Source organism: Adhaeribacter terreus (assembly GCF_042657365.1).
Lineage (GTDB): Bacteria > Bacteroidota > Bacteroidia > Cytophagales > Hymenobacteraceae > Adhaeribacter_A > Adhaeribacter_A terreus.
Genome location: NZ_JBHSKT010000009.1, coordinates 85,628 through 101,450 on the forward strand (window position 1 = coordinate 85,628; position 15,823 = coordinate 101,450).

General features: G+C 45.6%; 15 protein-coding genes. 5 read left to right on the forward strand and 10 right to left on the reverse strand.

The genetic code is table 11. The features are described from left to right. The first annotated feature begins 154 nt into the window (after positions 1 to 154). Positions 155 to 550, forward strand: a complete 396-nt coding sequence (locus tag ACFPIB_RS14595; protein WP_378018202.1) for a hypothetical protein — start codon at positions 155 to 157, stop codon at positions 548 to 550. A 56-nt stretch (positions 551 to 606) separates the two neighbouring features. On the opposite strand, the gene ACFPIB_RS14600 is transcribed toward ACFPIB_RS14595, so the two are convergent. Continuing rightward, positions 607 to 795 carry a hypothetical protein gene (locus ACFPIB_RS14600; protein WP_378018203.1) on the reverse strand — a complete coding sequence of 63 codons (189 nt, stop codon included), beginning with the start codon at positions 793 to 795 and terminating at the stop codon, positions 607 to 609. 22 nt (positions 796 to 817) lie between these two features. Beyond that, positions 818 to 2,647 (reverse strand): glycoside hydrolase family 3 protein, encoded by a 1,830-nt coding sequence (locus tag ACFPIB_RS14605; RefSeq protein ID WP_378018204.1) that lies wholly within the window; start codon positions 2,645 to 2,647, stop codon positions 818 to 820. Between the two features lie 389 nt (positions 2,648 to 3,036). Here ACFPIB_RS14605 and ACFPIB_RS14610 point away from each other — a divergent pair, with 389 nt between their 5' ends. Both ACFPIB_RS14610 and ACFPIB_RS14615 read left to right on the forward strand, forming a co-directional pair. Next, on the forward strand, positions 3,037 to 3,576 hold the full coding sequence (locus tag ACFPIB_RS14610) for a YceI family protein (RefSeq protein ID WP_378018205.1): 540 nt from the start codon (positions 3,037 to 3,039) through the stop codon (positions 3,574 to 3,576). Between the two features lie 78 nt (positions 3,577 to 3,654). After that, positions 3,655 to 4,146 carry a YciE/YciF ferroxidase family protein gene (locus ACFPIB_RS14615; protein ID WP_378018206.1) on the forward strand — a complete coding sequence of 164 codons (492 nt, stop codon included), beginning with the start codon at positions 3,655 to 3,657 and terminating at the stop codon, positions 4,144 to 4,146. A gap of 368 nt (positions 4,147 to 4,514) precedes the next feature. Here the strand turns inward: ACFPIB_RS14615 and ACFPIB_RS14620 are convergent, their stop codons facing one another. Next, positions 4,515 to 5,210: a hypothetical protein gene (locus tag ACFPIB_RS14620; protein ID WP_378018207.1), complete on the reverse strand. Its 696-nt coding sequence runs from the start codon at positions 5,208 to 5,210 to the stop codon at positions 4,515 to 4,517. Positions 5,211 to 5,293: 83 nt separating this feature from the next. Next, positions 5,294 to 6,145, reverse strand: a complete 852-nt coding sequence (locus ACFPIB_RS14625) for a hypothetical protein (RefSeq protein WP_378018208.1) — start codon at positions 6,143 to 6,145, stop codon at positions 5,294 to 5,296. 176 nt (positions 6,146 to 6,321) lie between these two features. Here ACFPIB_RS14625 and ACFPIB_RS14630 point away from each other — a divergent pair, with 176 nt between their 5' ends. Then, entirely contained in the window at positions 6,322 to 8,019 is a 1,698-nt protein-coding gene (locus ACFPIB_RS14630; RefSeq protein ID WP_378018209.1) for a dipeptidyl-peptidase 3 family protein, read from the forward strand. Between the two features lie 311 nt (positions 8,020 to 8,330). Here the strand turns inward: ACFPIB_RS14630 and ACFPIB_RS14635 are convergent, their stop codons facing one another. The 5 genes from ACFPIB_RS14635 to fabG all read right to left on the reverse strand — a co-directional run bounded on the left by ACFPIB_RS14635 (position 8,331) and on the right by fabG (position 12,988). Then, positions 8,331 to 8,798: a peptidylprolyl isomerase gene (locus ACFPIB_RS14635; RefSeq protein WP_378018210.1), complete on the reverse strand. Its 468-nt coding sequence runs from the start codon at positions 8,796 to 8,798 to the stop codon at positions 8,331 to 8,333. A gap of 20 nt (positions 8,799 to 8,818) precedes the next feature. Next, positions 8,819 to 9,460 (reverse strand): hypothetical protein, encoded by a 642-nt coding sequence (locus ACFPIB_RS14640; protein ID WP_378018211.1) that lies wholly within the window; start codon positions 9,458 to 9,460, stop codon positions 8,819 to 8,821. Positions 9,461 to 9,638: 178 nt separating this feature from the next. Next, positions 9,639 to 11,720, reverse strand: a complete 2,082-nt coding sequence (locus ACFPIB_RS14645) for a VWA domain-containing protein (protein ID WP_378018212.1) — start codon at positions 11,718 to 11,720, stop codon at positions 9,639 to 9,641. Between the two features lie 60 nt (positions 11,721 to 11,780). Then, the gene (locus ACFPIB_RS14650; RefSeq protein ID WP_378018263.1) at positions 11,781 to 12,107 is read right to left on the reverse strand and encodes a four helix bundle protein; all 327 of its coding nucleotides are present in this window, start codon (positions 12,105 to 12,107) and stop codon (positions 11,781 to 11,783) included. Between the two features lie 134 nt (positions 12,108 to 12,241). Beyond that, positions 12,242 to 12,988, reverse strand: coding sequence for a 3-oxoacyl-[acyl-carrier-protein] reductase (gene fabG, locus ACFPIB_RS14655; RefSeq protein WP_378018213.1), 747 nt, complete (start codon positions 12,986 to 12,988; stop codon positions 12,242 to 12,244). A 458-nt stretch (positions 12,989 to 13,446) separates the two neighbouring features. On the opposite strand from fabG, the gene ACFPIB_RS14660 reads away from it, so the two are divergent. Next, positions 13,447 to 14,841 carry an aspartyl protease family protein gene (locus tag ACFPIB_RS14660; RefSeq protein ID WP_378018214.1) on the forward strand — a complete coding sequence of 465 codons (1,395 nt, stop codon included), beginning with the start codon at positions 13,447 to 13,449 and terminating at the stop codon, positions 14,839 to 14,841. On the opposite strand, the gene ACFPIB_RS14665 is transcribed toward ACFPIB_RS14660, so the two are convergent. After that, positions 14,838 to 15,629 carry a peptidase associated/transthyretin-like domain-containing protein gene (locus ACFPIB_RS14665; protein ID WP_378018215.1) on the reverse strand — a complete coding sequence of 264 codons (792 nt, stop codon included), beginning with the start codon at positions 15,627 to 15,629 and terminating at the stop codon, positions 14,838 to 14,840. The genes ACFPIB_RS14660 and ACFPIB_RS14665 overlap by 4 nt on opposite strands. Positions 15,630 to 15,823: the final 194 nt, after the last annotated feature.

Sequence of the window (15,823 nt, forward strand, 5' to 3'; positions counted from 1 at the left end):
TTTATTTAAGTTTCCTGACCAGATTGTTTAGGCAAAGCGCTACTCATTTGCACACAATTTCTAAATTAAATATATTTGAACATTAAAAAAGTGTTATTGTCTGGGCCGGTTATAGAAACTTTCCAGCTATTTTCCGGTTATTAGAAAAATACTCATGTTACAGTTCGACAAACCATTTGCTACCATTGAAATTGAGCCGGAAAAAAGCCTGCTCATTTTAACGTGGCATGGTTTTGCCAATTCCGAAGAGTTCCGGGAAGCGCGTACGGCTGCCGTTCAGATCGCGCGGCAATACGGGCTAACCAAGTGGCTGTCGAATATGAAAGATATGAAGGCGATCAGGCAGGCTGACCAGGATTGGAGCGTGAATGAATGGTTGCCGCTTTTCCAAACTTTGCATATAAAGAAATGGGGGCTGATCATTTCCGACGATATGTTTAACCAGATGGCTATGAGCAGCATGATGAGCAAGATACGTCCGAAACTTACGCACCCCGTAGAGTATTTTCAGGATCTGAACGCTGCCAGAAACTGGCTCGAGCGCGATTGATTTTCCAGGTTCAGGTACTTTTTAAGGCCAAAACCATAGCGTTTTCTGTGCAGAAATTATTGCACGTAATCCTGCAGGATCTTCAGGCCTTCGCTTTCATCCGCTTCCACCACTTCATCAATTATATACTGAATTTCAGCTTCGGTCCAGTTTTCTTTTTCTGCTGCCTTTACAAAAACGCCCATTGCCACAAATTTTCCGGCTTCCAGTGGCAGTAATATTTTTACTTTTTTTCGGATTCGCATTTTTTTTCAGTTTTGATTTTTTCTACCGGGAATAACTTCTTTTCCGGACCTTCGATTTTTTTGCCGGCACTTTTTTCTGGTTTAAAGCTACCGTTTTGGCTGGCGCCGGTTTTGCCAGTGCCGGTGCTAAAATAGGAAAAGTTAAGCCGGCGCCATATTTAAAATGGGTGTTTACGGTTACCGGTAGGCTTCCGCGTGGTTTCAGTTGCCCGAAAACTACTTTGGCTACAGCTTTTTGCACTGGCGTAATTTGCTGATAACCAACTATCAAAGCCCGCGCATTTTTCAATTCTTCGAACTGCGGCAAGGCATAAGCATTATCGAAAAATAGCACTACCGCTTTACCAGATCTTACCAGTTCGTTCAGAAAATCGGTTTCAGCTTTGCCGTAGCCTATATTGTTGCTGGGGCGCAGGCTTGGGCCGTAAATGCCAATCAGCAGTATGTCGTATTTTTTCAGGGCTTTGCGCAGGTTGCGGAATTCGCGGGCTTTAGTATTCTTCCGGTTAATGGTAAACGCCGGGGCCTGAATTTGTTCCTGCGCCAGTTTCTGAAAAACGGTAGGTTTTGAAGTGCCAAAACTGATGCTGGCAACCTTGGTTTTGCTTTTGTGAAGTTTCGTCCAGCTTAGCGGCAGCGTGTTTTTATGGTTTCGCAAAACGGTTACCGAAGCTTCGGCAAATTCCTGGTTCAGTTTATCAGATTCTACCGAATGCAGGTCGCCGTACAGGTGTTTGGTCTCGATGGGTTTGTATTGGTTCAGGCCTACCCAAAGCTTGGCTTTCAGCACTTTTTTGCAGCGCCGGTCTATTTCCGCCTGGCTTATTTCACCGCGTTTTATAGCTGCTTTTATTTCGCGCAAGGCCACCGGCACACTTACCAATCGTTCCAGAATATCGTTACCGGCCTGCAATGCTTTTACTTCAGCCACGCCGGGCGGGTGGTATTTGGTTACGCCTTTCATCACCATGGCATCGGTAATTACCAAGCCTTTATAACCCAGATCGTGCTGCAGCAATTTGGTGGTAATGGGGTAAGAAAGCGTAGCCGGAATATTAGGAAGTTCGTCGAGCAGTGGAATATTCAAATGTGCCACCATTATACCACCCACGCCCTCTTTTATAAGCTCCCGGAAGGGGTAAAGTTCTAAAGAATCGAGCCGTTTGCGGGTAAAAGGCACCACCGGCAAATCGAAATGCGAATCTACGTCGGTGTCGCCGTGGCCGGGGAAATGCTTGGCGCAGGCAATTACGCCGTTGTGCTGCATGCCTTTCATAAACGCCACCGATTTTGCCGTTACAATTTCCTTGTTCTCGCCAAAAGCGCGGTAACTGATCACGGGGTTGGCCGGATTATTATTGATATCGGCTACGGGTGCAAAGTTCAGGTGCATACCCAAGCGGCGGAATTCATGGGCAATTTCGGCGCCCATTTTATAGGCAAAACTGTCGGTGCGGGCGGCGGCTAGCAACATGGGCAATGGATATTGTACGGCACTATCCAGTCGCATTCCCACACCACTTTCGGCATCCATGCTGAGCATGAGCGGCACTTTAGAAACGGCCTGTAATTTGTTGGTTAAACGCGCCTGCCGTATCGGCCCGCCCTGGAAAAAAATGATGCCGCCAACTTTGTATTTCTTCACCAGCATCAGCAGGTCTTTCTCGTACTTTTTCCCCTGGTTCGAATAGCCTTCCACGATCATGAGTTGGGCAATGCGTTCGTCGGGCGTAAGGGAATTAAAAACCGAATCTACCCATTTCGATTCGGTATTCAGGGCTTGCATAAAAGTGCCTTCCTGTATTTGTCTGGCGGTTTTTGGGTATTGCGGTTTGGGTTTTTCTACGGGCACAACCGGTTTCCGGCGGCAGCTACTGAACGAAAGAAGCAGAATGGAGAAGCAAATAAAAGCACGGAAAAATGAAAATGACACTCTTCCAACCGGAACCAGGAAATACATGAAGCGAAATAATTAGGTAATTGGGTTACGGTTTTTGCGGCCGGAAAGATACCGTTTTCCGCGGCAAATTCTGCCCTCGCAATATCCGGAAAATAAACCTTTGTTCAGAAATCTTCCGGCAAAATTATTCCTTTGCAAAGAAAATATATAACTGTTTAACCGCCGATAAATTTTGTAAAAGGCCTGAAGATTTAGTGAATTCCGGTTGTGTGCCTGTTAAGCGTGCGTACAAGTAAAATGACGGCCGGATTTTCCACGATGGCTTTAACGGGTTTTGAAGTATGAAGAAAATATTATTGTTCATGTTGGTTTGTTTTTTTCTGAATCTGGAAAGCAGCCATGCAATTTTTGCGCAGATCGTAACGGAACAATCCAAAGTTACTTTCAGGGTGAGCCACATGACCGGCACTGTAGAAGGCACCATAACGGGCATGCAAGGCACGGTACAATTCGATGAAAATAACCTGGCCGCCAGCTACATGCAGGCAACCGTGGAAGCCGCAACGGTAAATACCGAAAACCGGGCCCGTGATTCTGATCTCCGGAAGGAAAAATTCTTTGATGCAGAGCGTTATCCGCAAATTAAATTTCAGTCGAAAAGCATTTCAAAAACCGCGGACGGCTTTCAGGTAACCGGCGATTTAACTATTAAAGATCGTACCCGCGAAGTGAATATTCCGTTTAGCCGCGAACAGAAAGGAAACGAAGCAGTTTATACGGGCAGTTTTACCCTGAATCGCAAAGATTATAACCTCGGAAAATCTGCATTTCCGCCCATGGGCAAAACCGTAAAAGTGGATATTCTGGCTGTGGTACGGTAATTTTATTTTTTTTGGGAACGCTTTTGGGTTAGCCGCGTATATGCAAGCCGAAGAAATTTTATAACCCAAAATATAGCTATGTCTAAACTGAAAAACCTGGAAGAACTGTTTCATCACCAACTGAAAGATCTTTACAGCGCCGAAAAACAATTGCTGGAAGCGCTTCCGAAAATGGCTAAAAAGGCCCAGGATCCAAAACTGAAAGCTGCTTTTGAAGCACATTTAACCGAAACCGAAGAACAGAAAGCCCGCATTGAGCAGATTTGCGAAAAGCTGGGCATCAGTCCGGGCCGCATGAAGTGCAAAGCCATGGAAGGCCTGATCGAAGAAGGGGAAGACATGATCCACGAAGATGCTGACCCGGATGTGAAAGACGCCGGTTTAATTGCTGAAGCGCAACGCATTGAGCACTACGAAATTTCAGGTTACGGCACAGCCGCGCATTACGCCGAACGTTTGGGTATGACCGATATTGCTAAAATTCTGCGTACTACTTTAGACGAAGAGCAGAATGCCGATACCAAACTGAATAAACTGGCAAAAGGCTATATCAACCAGCAAGCCATGTAAGTTTCAGTTTTGAAAAGTAGAAATTGTTGAATTGAAAAAGCCTGCTTCAGAAACGGAGCAGGCTTTTTAATGGCTTTATGTTTGTATTGAAGATTTGCATTTTTTCGTCCCCCTTTGGAGGGGGTAGGGGGAGGATTTTTTACATTATCCGATAATTTTCAGAAATGCGTGAAATCCTCCCCCTACCCCCTCCAAAGGGGGACTTTTTCTTTCTGCGGAACTCTCCCCTTGAGGGGAGTTGGAGGGGTGTTTACACCTGTTGATTTTTATCAATTAACGTGTTTACACCCCTATGATCCCCTCAAGGGGAGAGTAAAATCTTCCCTGAATTCTCCAAATGGGGACCTTTACTTTCAAGCCTTTAGCTTTTACCGGGTAGCATCTTTGGCATCGGCGGAGGCTTCGAGGGTTAAATATTCGGCTTGCAGGGTTTTGATCTTTAAGGCATCGGAAGTAGAAATGGCGTTGTCGATCTCGCGTTTGCGCTGGTTCAGTTCGCCGTAAACGTGGTCCACGTAATCCCAGTCTTCCTGTGTCCAGTTGCCTTTTTTAGCGCGCACGGCACCCATAAACGTGAGGTAAACTTCTTTTACGTTGGTAGCCGTTACGGTTTTAAAATTGCTGAAATTGCCGAGCAAGGTGTTGCGCCAGGTAGTGAGTTTTGCATCGTCGAGCGGGCGGCTGGTGCGGGTATCGCGGCGGTTTTCCCAGGCTTCATAACGGGCTTTGGCGGCTTCGTATTCGCGGCGAGTATCGGCCGAAAAGCTGTCCATTTTAGCGTCTAATTGCGCACTGCGGGTTTTGAAATCTTCTTTAACCTGCGGCCATTTTTCTTTGGCATTGCTGTCGGCCTGGTTGGTTTTATCGTTTACCCAGTCTTTAAAATCCCGGACTTCGTCGTCGGCTTTCGTTTTGGTGGTGGTTTCGGTGCGGCTTACGGTTACGGTATCGCGGTCGGTAGCTTCGGTGCTGGTTTCGGTGCGGGTAGTGCGTTCGCAACTGCTTAAACTGAACACTACCGCCGCGGAAAAGGCTATGGTTTTAAAGCAAAAAAGTGGTTTCATAGTTTCTGAAAATAGGTTTAAAATGAAGCAAGGTTCCAAGTGCATCAAACTCTGTTCAGCCCGAAAAGTTGCATCCGGGTTTTTCAGCCAATAAGCCTACCGTTTTGCAGGAACAGCCGGAAAGCGGCCGCAATAATTACCAAAAGCACCAGCGCTGTTTGTGCCAGTCGCGTTTTTTTTGGCATTTCCACGGTTTCAGAAAAAAGATTTTGCTGGTTCAGAAAATATACGGGCAACAAGATCAGCATCAGCGTAAAAATCTGCAGCGATTCGTAATACTGCAGATCCGGAAATTTAAGCAGTACCAGGAAAAAACTTCCAAAAAGCCAGGGATGAATTACCGTAGCAGCCAGCATTTTAGCCCGGTTCTGAAATTGCATGAGTGAGATTGAATCGCAGGAAAACAGGAATGCCGGCGCCGCCAAAACGCCAATTCCCAGCAAAATAAGAATAAAAAAGAAAGCAACGAACCAAAGCGCTGTATCATTAAAACCGCTCCAGCGCAGGGCAAACCAGAAACCGCTTTTGGTAATAGTACCGGCAATTAAAGCCCCGAAAAACAAATTACAGCCGTGCAGGAAAGTCCAGAGGAAAAACGTTTTCTGCAGTCCTCTTTTCTTCCGGACGATCATAAAAAAAACAGCTGCCAAAAATGCCAGCGCCAGTGCAACAGCCGGTCCGGCGGCATAAACCGAAACTACATCGGCGGAGCGCCAGGCGGCATCGGTAATTTTAAATTCGAGGTGGCCGGGGTGAAAAACGGTAGGGATGCGGGCCGAAAAAGCCGCGGCAACGGTAGCCAGTTGGGATGCGAGGTAGCAAAGCAGGTAAGCCAGCAAAAATAAAATGGTGCTGTTGGCGGCCACGGTGCGTTGCCTGCTGGCAGCCGGAGCCGGCGTAACCGGTTGATTCAGTACATCTTTGTTCGTTAGCATAGGCAGGAAATGTTTATTCTCTTAACCTGAAAATCAGGTTGCGGGTTACTTTTTGAAGCCGGAAACATACTATTTTTAAAATATTTTTCATATCCGATTGGAAGTTATTTCCATTTCCCGATTACAAACCTTAAATTTCCGGTTCATCATTTTTTTTTAGTTACAGACTCGCCCCTATGAACCGTAACCACATTTTATGCAGCGCTTTAGCTGCTACCATGCTTTTTGCCTGCGAAAACAAACGCCCGGTGCAGGAAACCGAAAAAATTCCGAACGCCGCTAATTTACCCGCCGATACTACCGCTACGACTGACACCGTGCAAACCGCTACCATAGCCGAACGGGTGAAGCAATATGCGCCCGTGCGTTTAACCGCCGATCTGAGTAAGCTTACTGCCAAAGAAAAACAAATGATCCCGCTGCTGCTGGATTGCGCCAAAATTATGGACGATATTTTTAAGCAGCAGACCTATACCAATTACGATTCGCTGGTAAATGCCACCGCCGATGCCGACCTGAAACGTTACATCGAAATGAATTATGGCCCCTGGGACCGCCTGAATGAAGATAAACCTTTTGTGCCAGGCGTAGGAGAGAAGCCCGAAGGCGCCAATTTCTACCCGGCCAACATGACCAAAGCCGAATTTGAAAGCGCGAACCTTGCAGATAAAGCCAGCCAATACACCTTGCTGCGCCGCGATTCCAAAGGCAAATTGATCACGGTTCCGTATCGCACGGCTTATGCCACCCAGCTAAAAAAGGCTTCTGATTTGCTGAAAAAAGCGGCTGCTTTAGCCGAAGATAAAGGCCTGAAAAATTACCTGACTTTACGCGCTGATGCTTTATTAACCGATAAATACCAACCCAGCGACCTGGCCTGGATGGACATGAAAACCAATACCCTGGATTTTGTAGTTGGGCCGATCGAGGTTTATGAAGACAAGCTTTTCGGTTACAAAGCCGCGCACGAAGCCTACATTTTGGTGAAAGACAAAGACTGGAGCAAGAAGCTGGAAAAATACGCCGCCACGTTACCGGAATTACAAAAAGGCTTGCCGGTTCCGGCCAAATACAAAGCTGAAAAACCGGGCACCGATGCTGACTTAAATGCTTACGATGTACTTTATTATGCGGGCCACGCCAATACCGGCGGCAAAACCATTGCCATAAACCTGCCCAACGACGAAGAGGTACAGCTGAAAAAAGGTGCGCGCCGCCTGCAACTTAAAAATGCCATGCGCGCCAAATTCGATAAGATCTTAATGCCGATAGGAAATATGCTGATTGCGGAAGACCAGCGCAAACACCTGACTTTCGATGCGTTTTTTGCTACCACTATGTTCCACGAAGTGGCGCACGGTTTGGGTATAAAGAAAACGGTGAATGGCAAAGGCCTGGTGCGCGAAGCTTTGAAAGAACAAGGTTCCGGCATTGAAGAAGGAAAAGCCGATATTCTGGGTCTGTATATGATCACGCAGCTGCACAAAAAAGGCATGATCGAAGGCGATCTGAAAGATTATTATACCACGTTCCTGGCCAGCGTAATTCGTTCGGTTCGTTTCGGTGCCGGCGAGGCGCACGGTGCGGCCAATATGGTTCGCTTCAATTATTTTGCTGAACAAGGTGCTTTTCAGCGCGATGCTAAAACCGGCACCTACCGCGTAGATTACGCCAAAATGGAAACTGCCATGAACAAGCTTTCCGAAATTCTGCTTACGCTTCAAGGCAACGGCGATTACGAAGGCGTGAAAAAACTCTTCAGTGAAGAAGGCAGAGTTGGCGCAGACTTACAAAAAGACCTAGACCGCCTGCAAAAAGCCAATATTCCGGTAGACGTTACTTTCGAACAAGGCAAAGAAGTACTGGGATTGTAATTTGCTGATTCTTTAATGTGCTATTTGTCATTCTGAGCAACGCCGCGGAAACTATTGGGTACTCCAATGGAATTTAAGCAAAGCAATAAATTCCTTTCGTGCAGGTTCGTTATGCGAAAGTTCCCTCTAGAGCTACGCTCGCAAGTTTCGTGCTACCTCGTACTCACTTGTGTTCGGGATGACAATGAGGCAATTGAAAATGCTATCATATTCACTTAAAAAAGTAAAGGCCGGAAAAACTTCCGGCCTTTACTTTTTATTAGATTTCAATGGCTGAAACAAGCACATCAGCACATAAAAAAATTAGCACATTATTTATCTTCTACATTCGTAACCGTGATCTTCTGAATACGGTCGCCAGCTTTGATCTGATCGATTACGTCTAAACCTTCTACTACTTTACCGAAGCAAGTATGTACGCGGTCTAGGTGGGCAGTATTTTTACGGCTGTGGCAAACGAAGAACTGCGAACCACCAGTATTGCGGCCAGCGTGCGCCATAGAAAGTACACCACGATCGTGGAACTGATTTTCGCCTGTAAGTTCGCAATCAATTTTGTAACCTGGGCCGCCAGTGCCTGGTACGCCTTTTGCGCCTTCGCGGGAATTTGGGCATCCGCCTTGAATCACGAAATCAGGAATTACGCGGTGAAAAGATAATCCGTCGTAGAAGCCTTTTTCGGCTAAATCAACAAAATTCTGAACCGTTTTCGGGGCATCTTTCTCGTAGAATTCTACTTTCATGGTGCCTTTGTCGGTGATAATTTCGGCTGTTTTCATATAATTAAATTATTATGGAATTAATTGGCAAGCTGAATTTCAGATTGCTTTTGTTTAAGTTGTTTCAGTGCGGCAATTGCGCGATATAAGGTAAATACAATAACCATTCGCATAATAAGGCCGGAACTTGGGTTTACACTTCCTTCGTTCTGAGAGGCAAAATAAATGCTTAAGCCGTAGTCCAGGATCCAGAAACTGATAGAAGCAATGAGGGCGGCCATTGAGCGTTTTTTTATGCCGTAGGCCAGTGCCATGATCAGTAAACCGGTAAAAACAGTTTCAAGTCCCATACCTAAACGCAGCAGCACCTCAGCGGGCCAGAAAATTGCAATAAAACCCAATACGAAATTTAAAGCGCCCAGGATAAGAGAAAGTTTAAACGCCTGCTCCACTACCGTAGCCGGGTGCGTGGCACTGCCGGAAAGTGGCTCGTTGTTTACCAGAACTTCCAGTTGCGGCATAAAACTGCCTTTCAGTTTTACGCTCACCACCTTATTGTCGGGAAGCGTAAATTCCTGGCCTTGCAGCAATCCTTTTTTGGTAGTAATTTCCCCAACGAGTTGGTCGAGGTAGGCGATCTTCAGGTTTTTCCAGTTAAAGCCCCAGGTTAGCGTTATGGTTTCTGTCGGGTTGTTATTCAGGAAAAAGGTTTGTTGGGCCATAAAAGGGAGGTTTTAAAAAGCGATCGCTTAACAAAGATAAGGATTTATGCTTAAAACGGAGGTTTTCGGCTGGGCTCCATGTGGTGCTTTCCGTTAAAACGGGATACTTTTTTACCTGAAAACGCTACCGTTTTCACCCCAAAAACTCACAAAGCTTAACTTAAAACTTTTAACTCTTTTAAATGCTGCCGTAATACTTCCGCAGGAACCACTCAGCTGTAACCAACGCCAGGATCACGAAGAACAGCCATTTCAGATTTATCAGATCTTTCAGGCTTTCTTCGGTGTAAATAATATTTTTGAAGTCTGCTTCAAGCAGGTCTTTTTCCAGTTGCGCCAGTTGGTTCGGGTAATAAAGTTTGTTGCCGTTTTTGCGCGCCAGCTGGTAAAGCAGATTATGGTTAGCCAAAGAAGTTATGGTTTCCAAAGCCAAGTCCTGTACCAGAAATTCGCCTGAATCCTGCACGCGTTTGCCTTCTAACGTAGTTGCCGCCGTGTATTTATAAACGCCGCCCGGTAAATTACCAATGTTCAAACCCGAGAAATTTTCGCCATTTACAAAGTTGAAGGTGCGGCTTTTCTTCTGTTCGTCGGTAATAGTTAAGGTAATTTGCTGGCCGTAAATTTTCTCGTAGATCGAATTGTAAACTTCGCTCTGGAAACGCACATCTTCCGAAACCAGAAACTCATCCTGCACGGGGTAAACATTCAGACGCTTTTTGTTTTGTTTCGTGGTTAAAAGCTGCACCAGGTCGGTTATCAGTTTGTCGAAATGTGCTGGTTTGTCGTTGGCCACGGCTTCGTTCAAACGCCATTGCCAGAGACCTTCGCCCACTAAAACGCCGTTGGTATTGTCACCTCCGGTTTGAATTGTGAGTAAGGGACGGGTAGTTTTTAAACGGCCAACCTGCTGTTGTAAAACCACTTCGGCTGCCGGATTCAATCTGAAATCGGCGAAAGGAACGGTGAGCGGCGGGTACGTTGCAAAAGTTTCGGAAGCTTTTTCCGCAAAACCGAAGCGCGTGAAATTGATGTTGATCACGGGCACAACTTCGTCGGTCTGGTTGCCGCGTGGCGCCACAAAAACGCCGGACTGCTGCTTATTGAATTCCGCCAGATCCGATTGCGCGCCAAGAATATAAAATGCCGGAATTTTCTGTTTCTGGATCAGTTGCAAAACCTCCGAACCAGTGCGCAAACGCGAAGGCAGCTGGTGCAAAATGGCCAGATCGTAAACCGCAGTTTTCAGTGGATAAATGCCCGGCAGGTAAAGCTCCACTTCAAAATTTTCGTCGGTTTCTATCGCACTTTTCAGGGCTTTAATATCGGGGTGCGGGGCAGCGGCGGCCAATAAAACTTTCAGCTTGCCTTTTACCACTTCCAGGTAAGCGTGTTTGGTATTGTTCAGTTTGGTGAATTCCCCGGGCAGGGATTCTACCAAAACTTCGTAATGTTTTTTACCAGGTTGCGGCGCCGTAATGCTGAACGCAACCAATTGTGAAGTTTTATTTTTCTGGAGCGCGACAGTTTTCCGGTCTAAAACCTTACCGTTTTCTTTCAGCAAAACGGTAGCATTTCCGGATACAAAACCGTCGTTACGAACTTCGGCAACAATAGGGAATTTATTGCCACTGAAAGCCACTTTATTGTACTGCAAAGCCGGCAAACTCAGGTCGCGTTTCGGAACTGTATCGCCGAGGGCAACGGGAAATAATTTGAACTGAAAATCAGAATAGGCCGGTGATTTTCCCTGGTTGACAATGCCATCGGAAAGTAAAACTACGGCGGCTAAATTGCGGTTTTCGTAGGTTTCGGCAACGTTGTTGAGCAGCGCATCGAGGTTGGTACTTTTCTGGTCGAAATTGATACCGTTCAGATCGGATGTCTGAGCCGCATCCAGACTTTTTACGGCCGTTTCGATACCGTTTTCAGCCAGTTTTTTACTGATGTTGACAAGTCCTGTGCGGGTTTGTCGCAGCGCAACCGAATCGGTAAAAAGCTTCACCGATTCGGAATTATCGATGGCGAAAACAATGGCCGGTTTCTCTTCGGTATTGGAAAAATAACGCATTACCGGACCGAGCAGCAAAAAGCACAGAAAACTCACCACCACAAACCGCAAAGCCGCCAGCGAGTAATTTAACTTTTTACCCCACGGCGGATTTTTGGAATACAGCAGCCAGGCATACGCCGCGCCTACCAACAGGCAAAGCGGCAGAAACCAGGCTGAATGGGTAAGTAGAATTCTGAATTGCTCCAATTTGGTTGTTAGTTGTTGGTTGTTAGTTGTTGGTTTTTTTGAAACCAGATAAAACCAAAATTAAGTTTTTAGTTGCTGGTAATAGTTAATAAATCCGTTCAGTAATTTTTTGCAGGTTGTAAGTTTGGTTGTTGTTTCCTGAAATTTTGATTCTTCCAAGTATTTTAAATCCAGCGCTAGATAAAGTTGCGTTGCCAATTCATAGAGCGAACCTCGGGCAATAAATAAAAACTGTAACGTGTCTTTCGTTGAGTTTCGGCCGCAGCCTTCTGCAATATTTGAAGGAATTGAAACGGCACTTCTGCGAATCTGGCTGGTTAAACCGAAGATTACCTCTTTCGGAAAAATGCCGAGAACTGATAAATATCCGTTACCAACTCCCGGCATTTTTGCCAAACTTCAAGATTAGTATAAGGTCGTTGTATATTTCAGAGTTATCGACTATTAAACAGCCTTCCTATACAACCTGAAATACTTAAAAGTTATTGTATTACCAACAACTAACAACCACCAACCAACAACTATGTCAGCATACCGCCATCTACCTGCAGCGTCTGTCCGGTGATGTAAGCAGACTGATCGGAGGCTAAGAAAACCGCAGCGTTGGCAATGTCTTCGCCGGAGCCGGCACGTTTTAACGGAATAGCCTGTTTCCAGCCTTCTACCACAGCAGCATCCAGTTCGCCGGTCATTTCGGTTTCGATGAAGCCTGGCGCGATGGCGTTGGAGCGGATATTCCGGGAGCCTAATTCTAAAGCTACCGATTTGGTGAAACCGATGATACCGGCTTTGGAAGCGGCGTAATTGGCTTGTCCGGCGTTGCCTTTAATGCCTACTACAGATGTAATGTTGATGATGGAACCGGATTTGGCGCGCATCATGTGCTTGGTAGCGGCTTTGGTTAAATTGAAAACCGATTTCAGGTTGGTGTTGATCACGGCATCCCAGTTCTCTTCGGTCATGCGCATTAAAAGGCCGTCGCGGGTAATGCCGGCATTGTTTACAAGAATATCCAGCTTGCCGAACTCTTTTACCACGTTCTCAACCAGTTCTTCGGCTTGTTTAAAATCGGAAGCATCGGAGCGGAAGCCTTTTACTTTGGCACCGCCGGCGCTCAGTTCGTTTTCCAGCGCCTGGCCTTTTTCCACGCTGCTCAAATACGTAAATGCCACGTTCGCACCCATATCGGCGAATTTCTGGGCAATGGCGCGGCCAATTCCTTTGGAGGCGCCGGTTATTAAAGCTGTTTTTCCTTCTAATACTTTCATAACCTCAAAGGTAAAAAAGTTGGCGGTTGGTTAAAACCACCGGCAATGAAATTTCAGTTTTACTTTTTTCAGTTTGAAAAATAGTTTGAATTTTCCTGCTGTTTCAAGTTTTCAAACTTGGACCTACAAATGATCTGAAGTTTGTAACTTCAGTGAGGCAAAGCCTCAAAAAGCTGCAGTTTCTATAAAATACTTCAGAATAAAATTAGAAGTAGATAGAAAAAAGTCCCCCTTCGGAGGGGGTAGGGGGAGGACCACGTTATCTGAAGAACTAAAACCCCATTGCTAAATTTCAATTAGCTGCCTTTGAAAATGCTTCTGTAGTTTTGCTGAGGCTGCGCCTCACTGAAATTACAAACTTCAGCTCATTTAAAGGTCCAGGCTTGAAAACCTGAACCAGCTTTACTTCTTTTTATAGATTAAATTATTATTCCTTCAAATAGAATCACACTTCTTTAATGTCCACTTTATCCGCTTCCGGACGATTTTACTTTTTACCCCGAAAACGCTACCGTTTCAGCGTAAAAAATGTAGGAAATGCTGCTGAAAATCTGCAAATTATTGCGGAAATAACATTCAACTTGGAAAGTCTGGTAAAGCACTTTTTTAGTATAAAACGCTACGGTTTTCCGCGGAAAAACCTGTGGTGGCTTTTTGTTCTCTGGTTCTGGCTTTTTTCGGAATTACCAACGCAGGCGCAGGCTTTTAAATTTACCTCTGGCAGGAAAAAACAAACGCTTCGGTTTCAGCTGCACCGGAATTTAATGATCGTGGAGGCAAAACTGAATGGCAAAGGTCCTTATAATTTTCTACTCGATACCGGCGTAAACACTTCTATTATTACCGACGCTGGTTTGCAGGATTCTGTCAGGTTTTCGCGCGGACCGGCGCTGAGAATTGCCGGTGTAGGCGAAGGTTCAGACCTGCACGCATTTTACACGCCCGATCTGAAAGTGGAATTGCCGGGTATTGTTTCTGAGAACCTGACGTTTGCCGTGCTTTCGGAAGATATTTTGAACCTGGGAAGTTACGTGGGCATTCCGGTTGCAGGCATTCTGGGGTATGATTTTTTCAACAGTTTTGTGGTAGAAGCCAATTTCAGCACTCTGAAACTGAAACTGTTTGAGCCGGAAACTTATAAGCCGGAAAGAAATTATGAGGTTTTGCCGCTTTCGCTGGAAGGAAATAAACCATATCTGCAAACTGAAATTCAGGTGCAAAACGAGAACGTTCCTGTAAGACTATTGGTTGATACCGGCGCCGGGTTTGCGCTTTCCCTCGAAACGGCCTCTGACCCGCGCTTGAAATTGCCTGCAAAAACGCTCCGGGCGCAATTAGGAATTGGTCTGGCCGGAACGGTAAACGGATATTTAGTAAGGATCGAAAAGCTGAGACTCGGGAAATACCTGGTTCCGCATTTGTTGTCTTCTTTCCCGGATTCTGTGGCTTTGCTGGGCAAAACTTCGGTAAAACGCAATGGTACGCTGGGTCTGGAATTACTGAAGCGCTTTGCGGTTGTGTTCGATTATCCGCACCAGAAACTCTGTTTAAAACAGCGCATTCCTTTAGATAAACCTTTCGAATACGATCTGTGCGGCCTCGATCTGGTAGCGGTTGCACCAGATTTTCGTACGTATCGCGTAACAGGCGTGCACGAGAATTCCGCGGCTGCTGAAGCCGGTATTTTAGCTGGCGATGAACTTTTAACGTTGGATATGATGCCGGTTTCACAACTGAATTTAACCCAGATCAGCCGCATTTTTCACTCCTATCCCGGTCGGAAAATTACCTTGCTATTGAAGCGCGAAGGTCAGTTGGTTTATGCAGAAGTTATTTTAAAACGCAGAATTTAATCTTTCAGGTCGTGCTTCATCTTGTAATAGCTGTCGGCAGGTAAAACAATATTTTCAACATGACGGACCGGTATTCCCGTAAAATGCTTTTCTTCTCTTATCGTATAGGCAATGACCTCAAAGTTTGGTTCTTCCTTTTTAGGTTCTTCCGGCAAAGCATCAAGCGTAATGGCAAACGTGTGATTCTTCAGGGTAGAAACCGGTTGCTCATACAAATGAAACCCCACGCGACTAAACGTTAAAACTACCCTTTTCTGCTTCGAATTTGTGATCCAGTTCTCTGGAAGTTTGAACCGGAAATTTCCCAGACTATCGGTATAAGCAAGAATGCCCGGTTTATTTTTTAAGCCGATAAATGCTTCTATCAAGGGGGCTCCATTGCGGGTTTTAACCGTGCCGCTTATAACCAGAAATCTACCGGTTTGCTGCGCAGGTTTAGCCGAAGCGTAATTTTTTGAAGCGGTTTGTTTCGGTTTGGTAGTTTGCGCATGCACAAAATCGGTAGCGAAAAGGGCTCCAAAAGTCAGGGCAAACAAACGCCAGCCTGATATTCTCGCATGCTGCGGCAGGATCATATTCCGGTTTAACTGGTCTTCCCGGAAACGTCCGCAAACTTTATGGTTGCTACGGCTGAAAATCTCAATTACTTCCCGGTCAGTTTTGGTGCTGAAATCGATCACGCATTTCTGACAAACATCACAAAACCGTCCGTCGCCTTGCGGAGTCATCATGTTCCAGTCCTGTTCGCAGGGCTCCGGAATAGTAATATGTAATTTCGCTTTTGCCATGATAACAGGAAGTTACGTAAATTTCCGGAAGATGAAAAATGCTATGGTTTTCAACCCAAAAAGTATAGCATTTTTTTTACACGCTACGACTTTCTTCCTGATTTCAACACTATTTATAAAACAATCAACAATTTAACCATTTAACAATTAAGCCATTCGGCCAATTTTGCGAAATGCCTGAATTCCCTTAGCTT

Bases quoted from the DNA above. Each gene is read 5' to 3' on its own strand.
- ACFPIB_RS14600 (WP_378018203.1), bottom strand. From the start codon at position 795: ATGCGAATCCGAAAAAAAGTAAAAATATTACTGCCACTGGAAGCCGGA.
- fabG (WP_378018213.1), bottom strand. From the start codon at position 12,988: ATGAAAGTATTAGAAGGAAAAACAGCTTTAATAACCGGCGCCTCCAAA.
- ACFPIB_RS14610 (WP_378018205.1), top strand. From the start codon at position 3,037: ATGAAGAAAATATTATTGTTCATGTTGGTTTGTTTTTTTCTGAATCTG.
- ACFPIB_RS14660 (WP_378018214.1), top strand. From the start codon at position 13,447: ATGTCCACTTTATCCGCTTCCGGACGATTTTACTTTTTACCCCGAAAA.
- ACFPIB_RS14635 (WP_378018210.1), bottom strand. From the start codon at position 8,798: ATGAAAACAGCCGAAATTATCACCGACAAAGGCACCATGAAAGTAGAA.
- ACFPIB_RS14620 (WP_378018207.1), bottom strand. From the start codon at position 5,210: ATGAAACCACTTTTTTGCTTTAAAACCATAGCCTTTTCCGCGGCGGTA.
- ACFPIB_RS14595 (WP_378018202.1), top strand. From the start codon at position 155: ATGTTACAGTTCGACAAACCATTTGCTACCATTGAAATTGAGCCGGAA.
- ACFPIB_RS14630 (WP_378018209.1), top strand. From the start codon at position 6,322: ATGAACCGTAACCACATTTTATGCAGCGCTTTAGCTGCTACCATGCTT.
- ACFPIB_RS14640 (WP_378018211.1), bottom strand. From the start codon at position 9,460: ATGGCCCAACAAACCTTTTTCCTGAATAACAACCCGACAGAAACCATA.
- ACFPIB_RS14615 (WP_378018206.1), top strand. From the start codon at position 3,655: ATGTCTAAACTGAAAAACCTGGAAGAACTGTTTCATCACCAACTGAAA.
- ACFPIB_RS14625 (WP_378018208.1), bottom strand. From the start codon at position 6,145: ATGCTAACGAACAAAGATGTACTGAATCAACCGGTTACGCCGGCTCCG.
- ACFPIB_RS14650 (WP_378018263.1), bottom strand. From the start codon at position 12,107: ATGCCGGGAGTTGGTAACGGATATTTATCAGTTCTCGGCATTTTTCCG.
- ACFPIB_RS14665 (WP_378018215.1), bottom strand. From the start codon at position 15,629: ATGGCAAAAGCGAAATTACATATTACTATTCCGGAGCCCTGCGAACAG.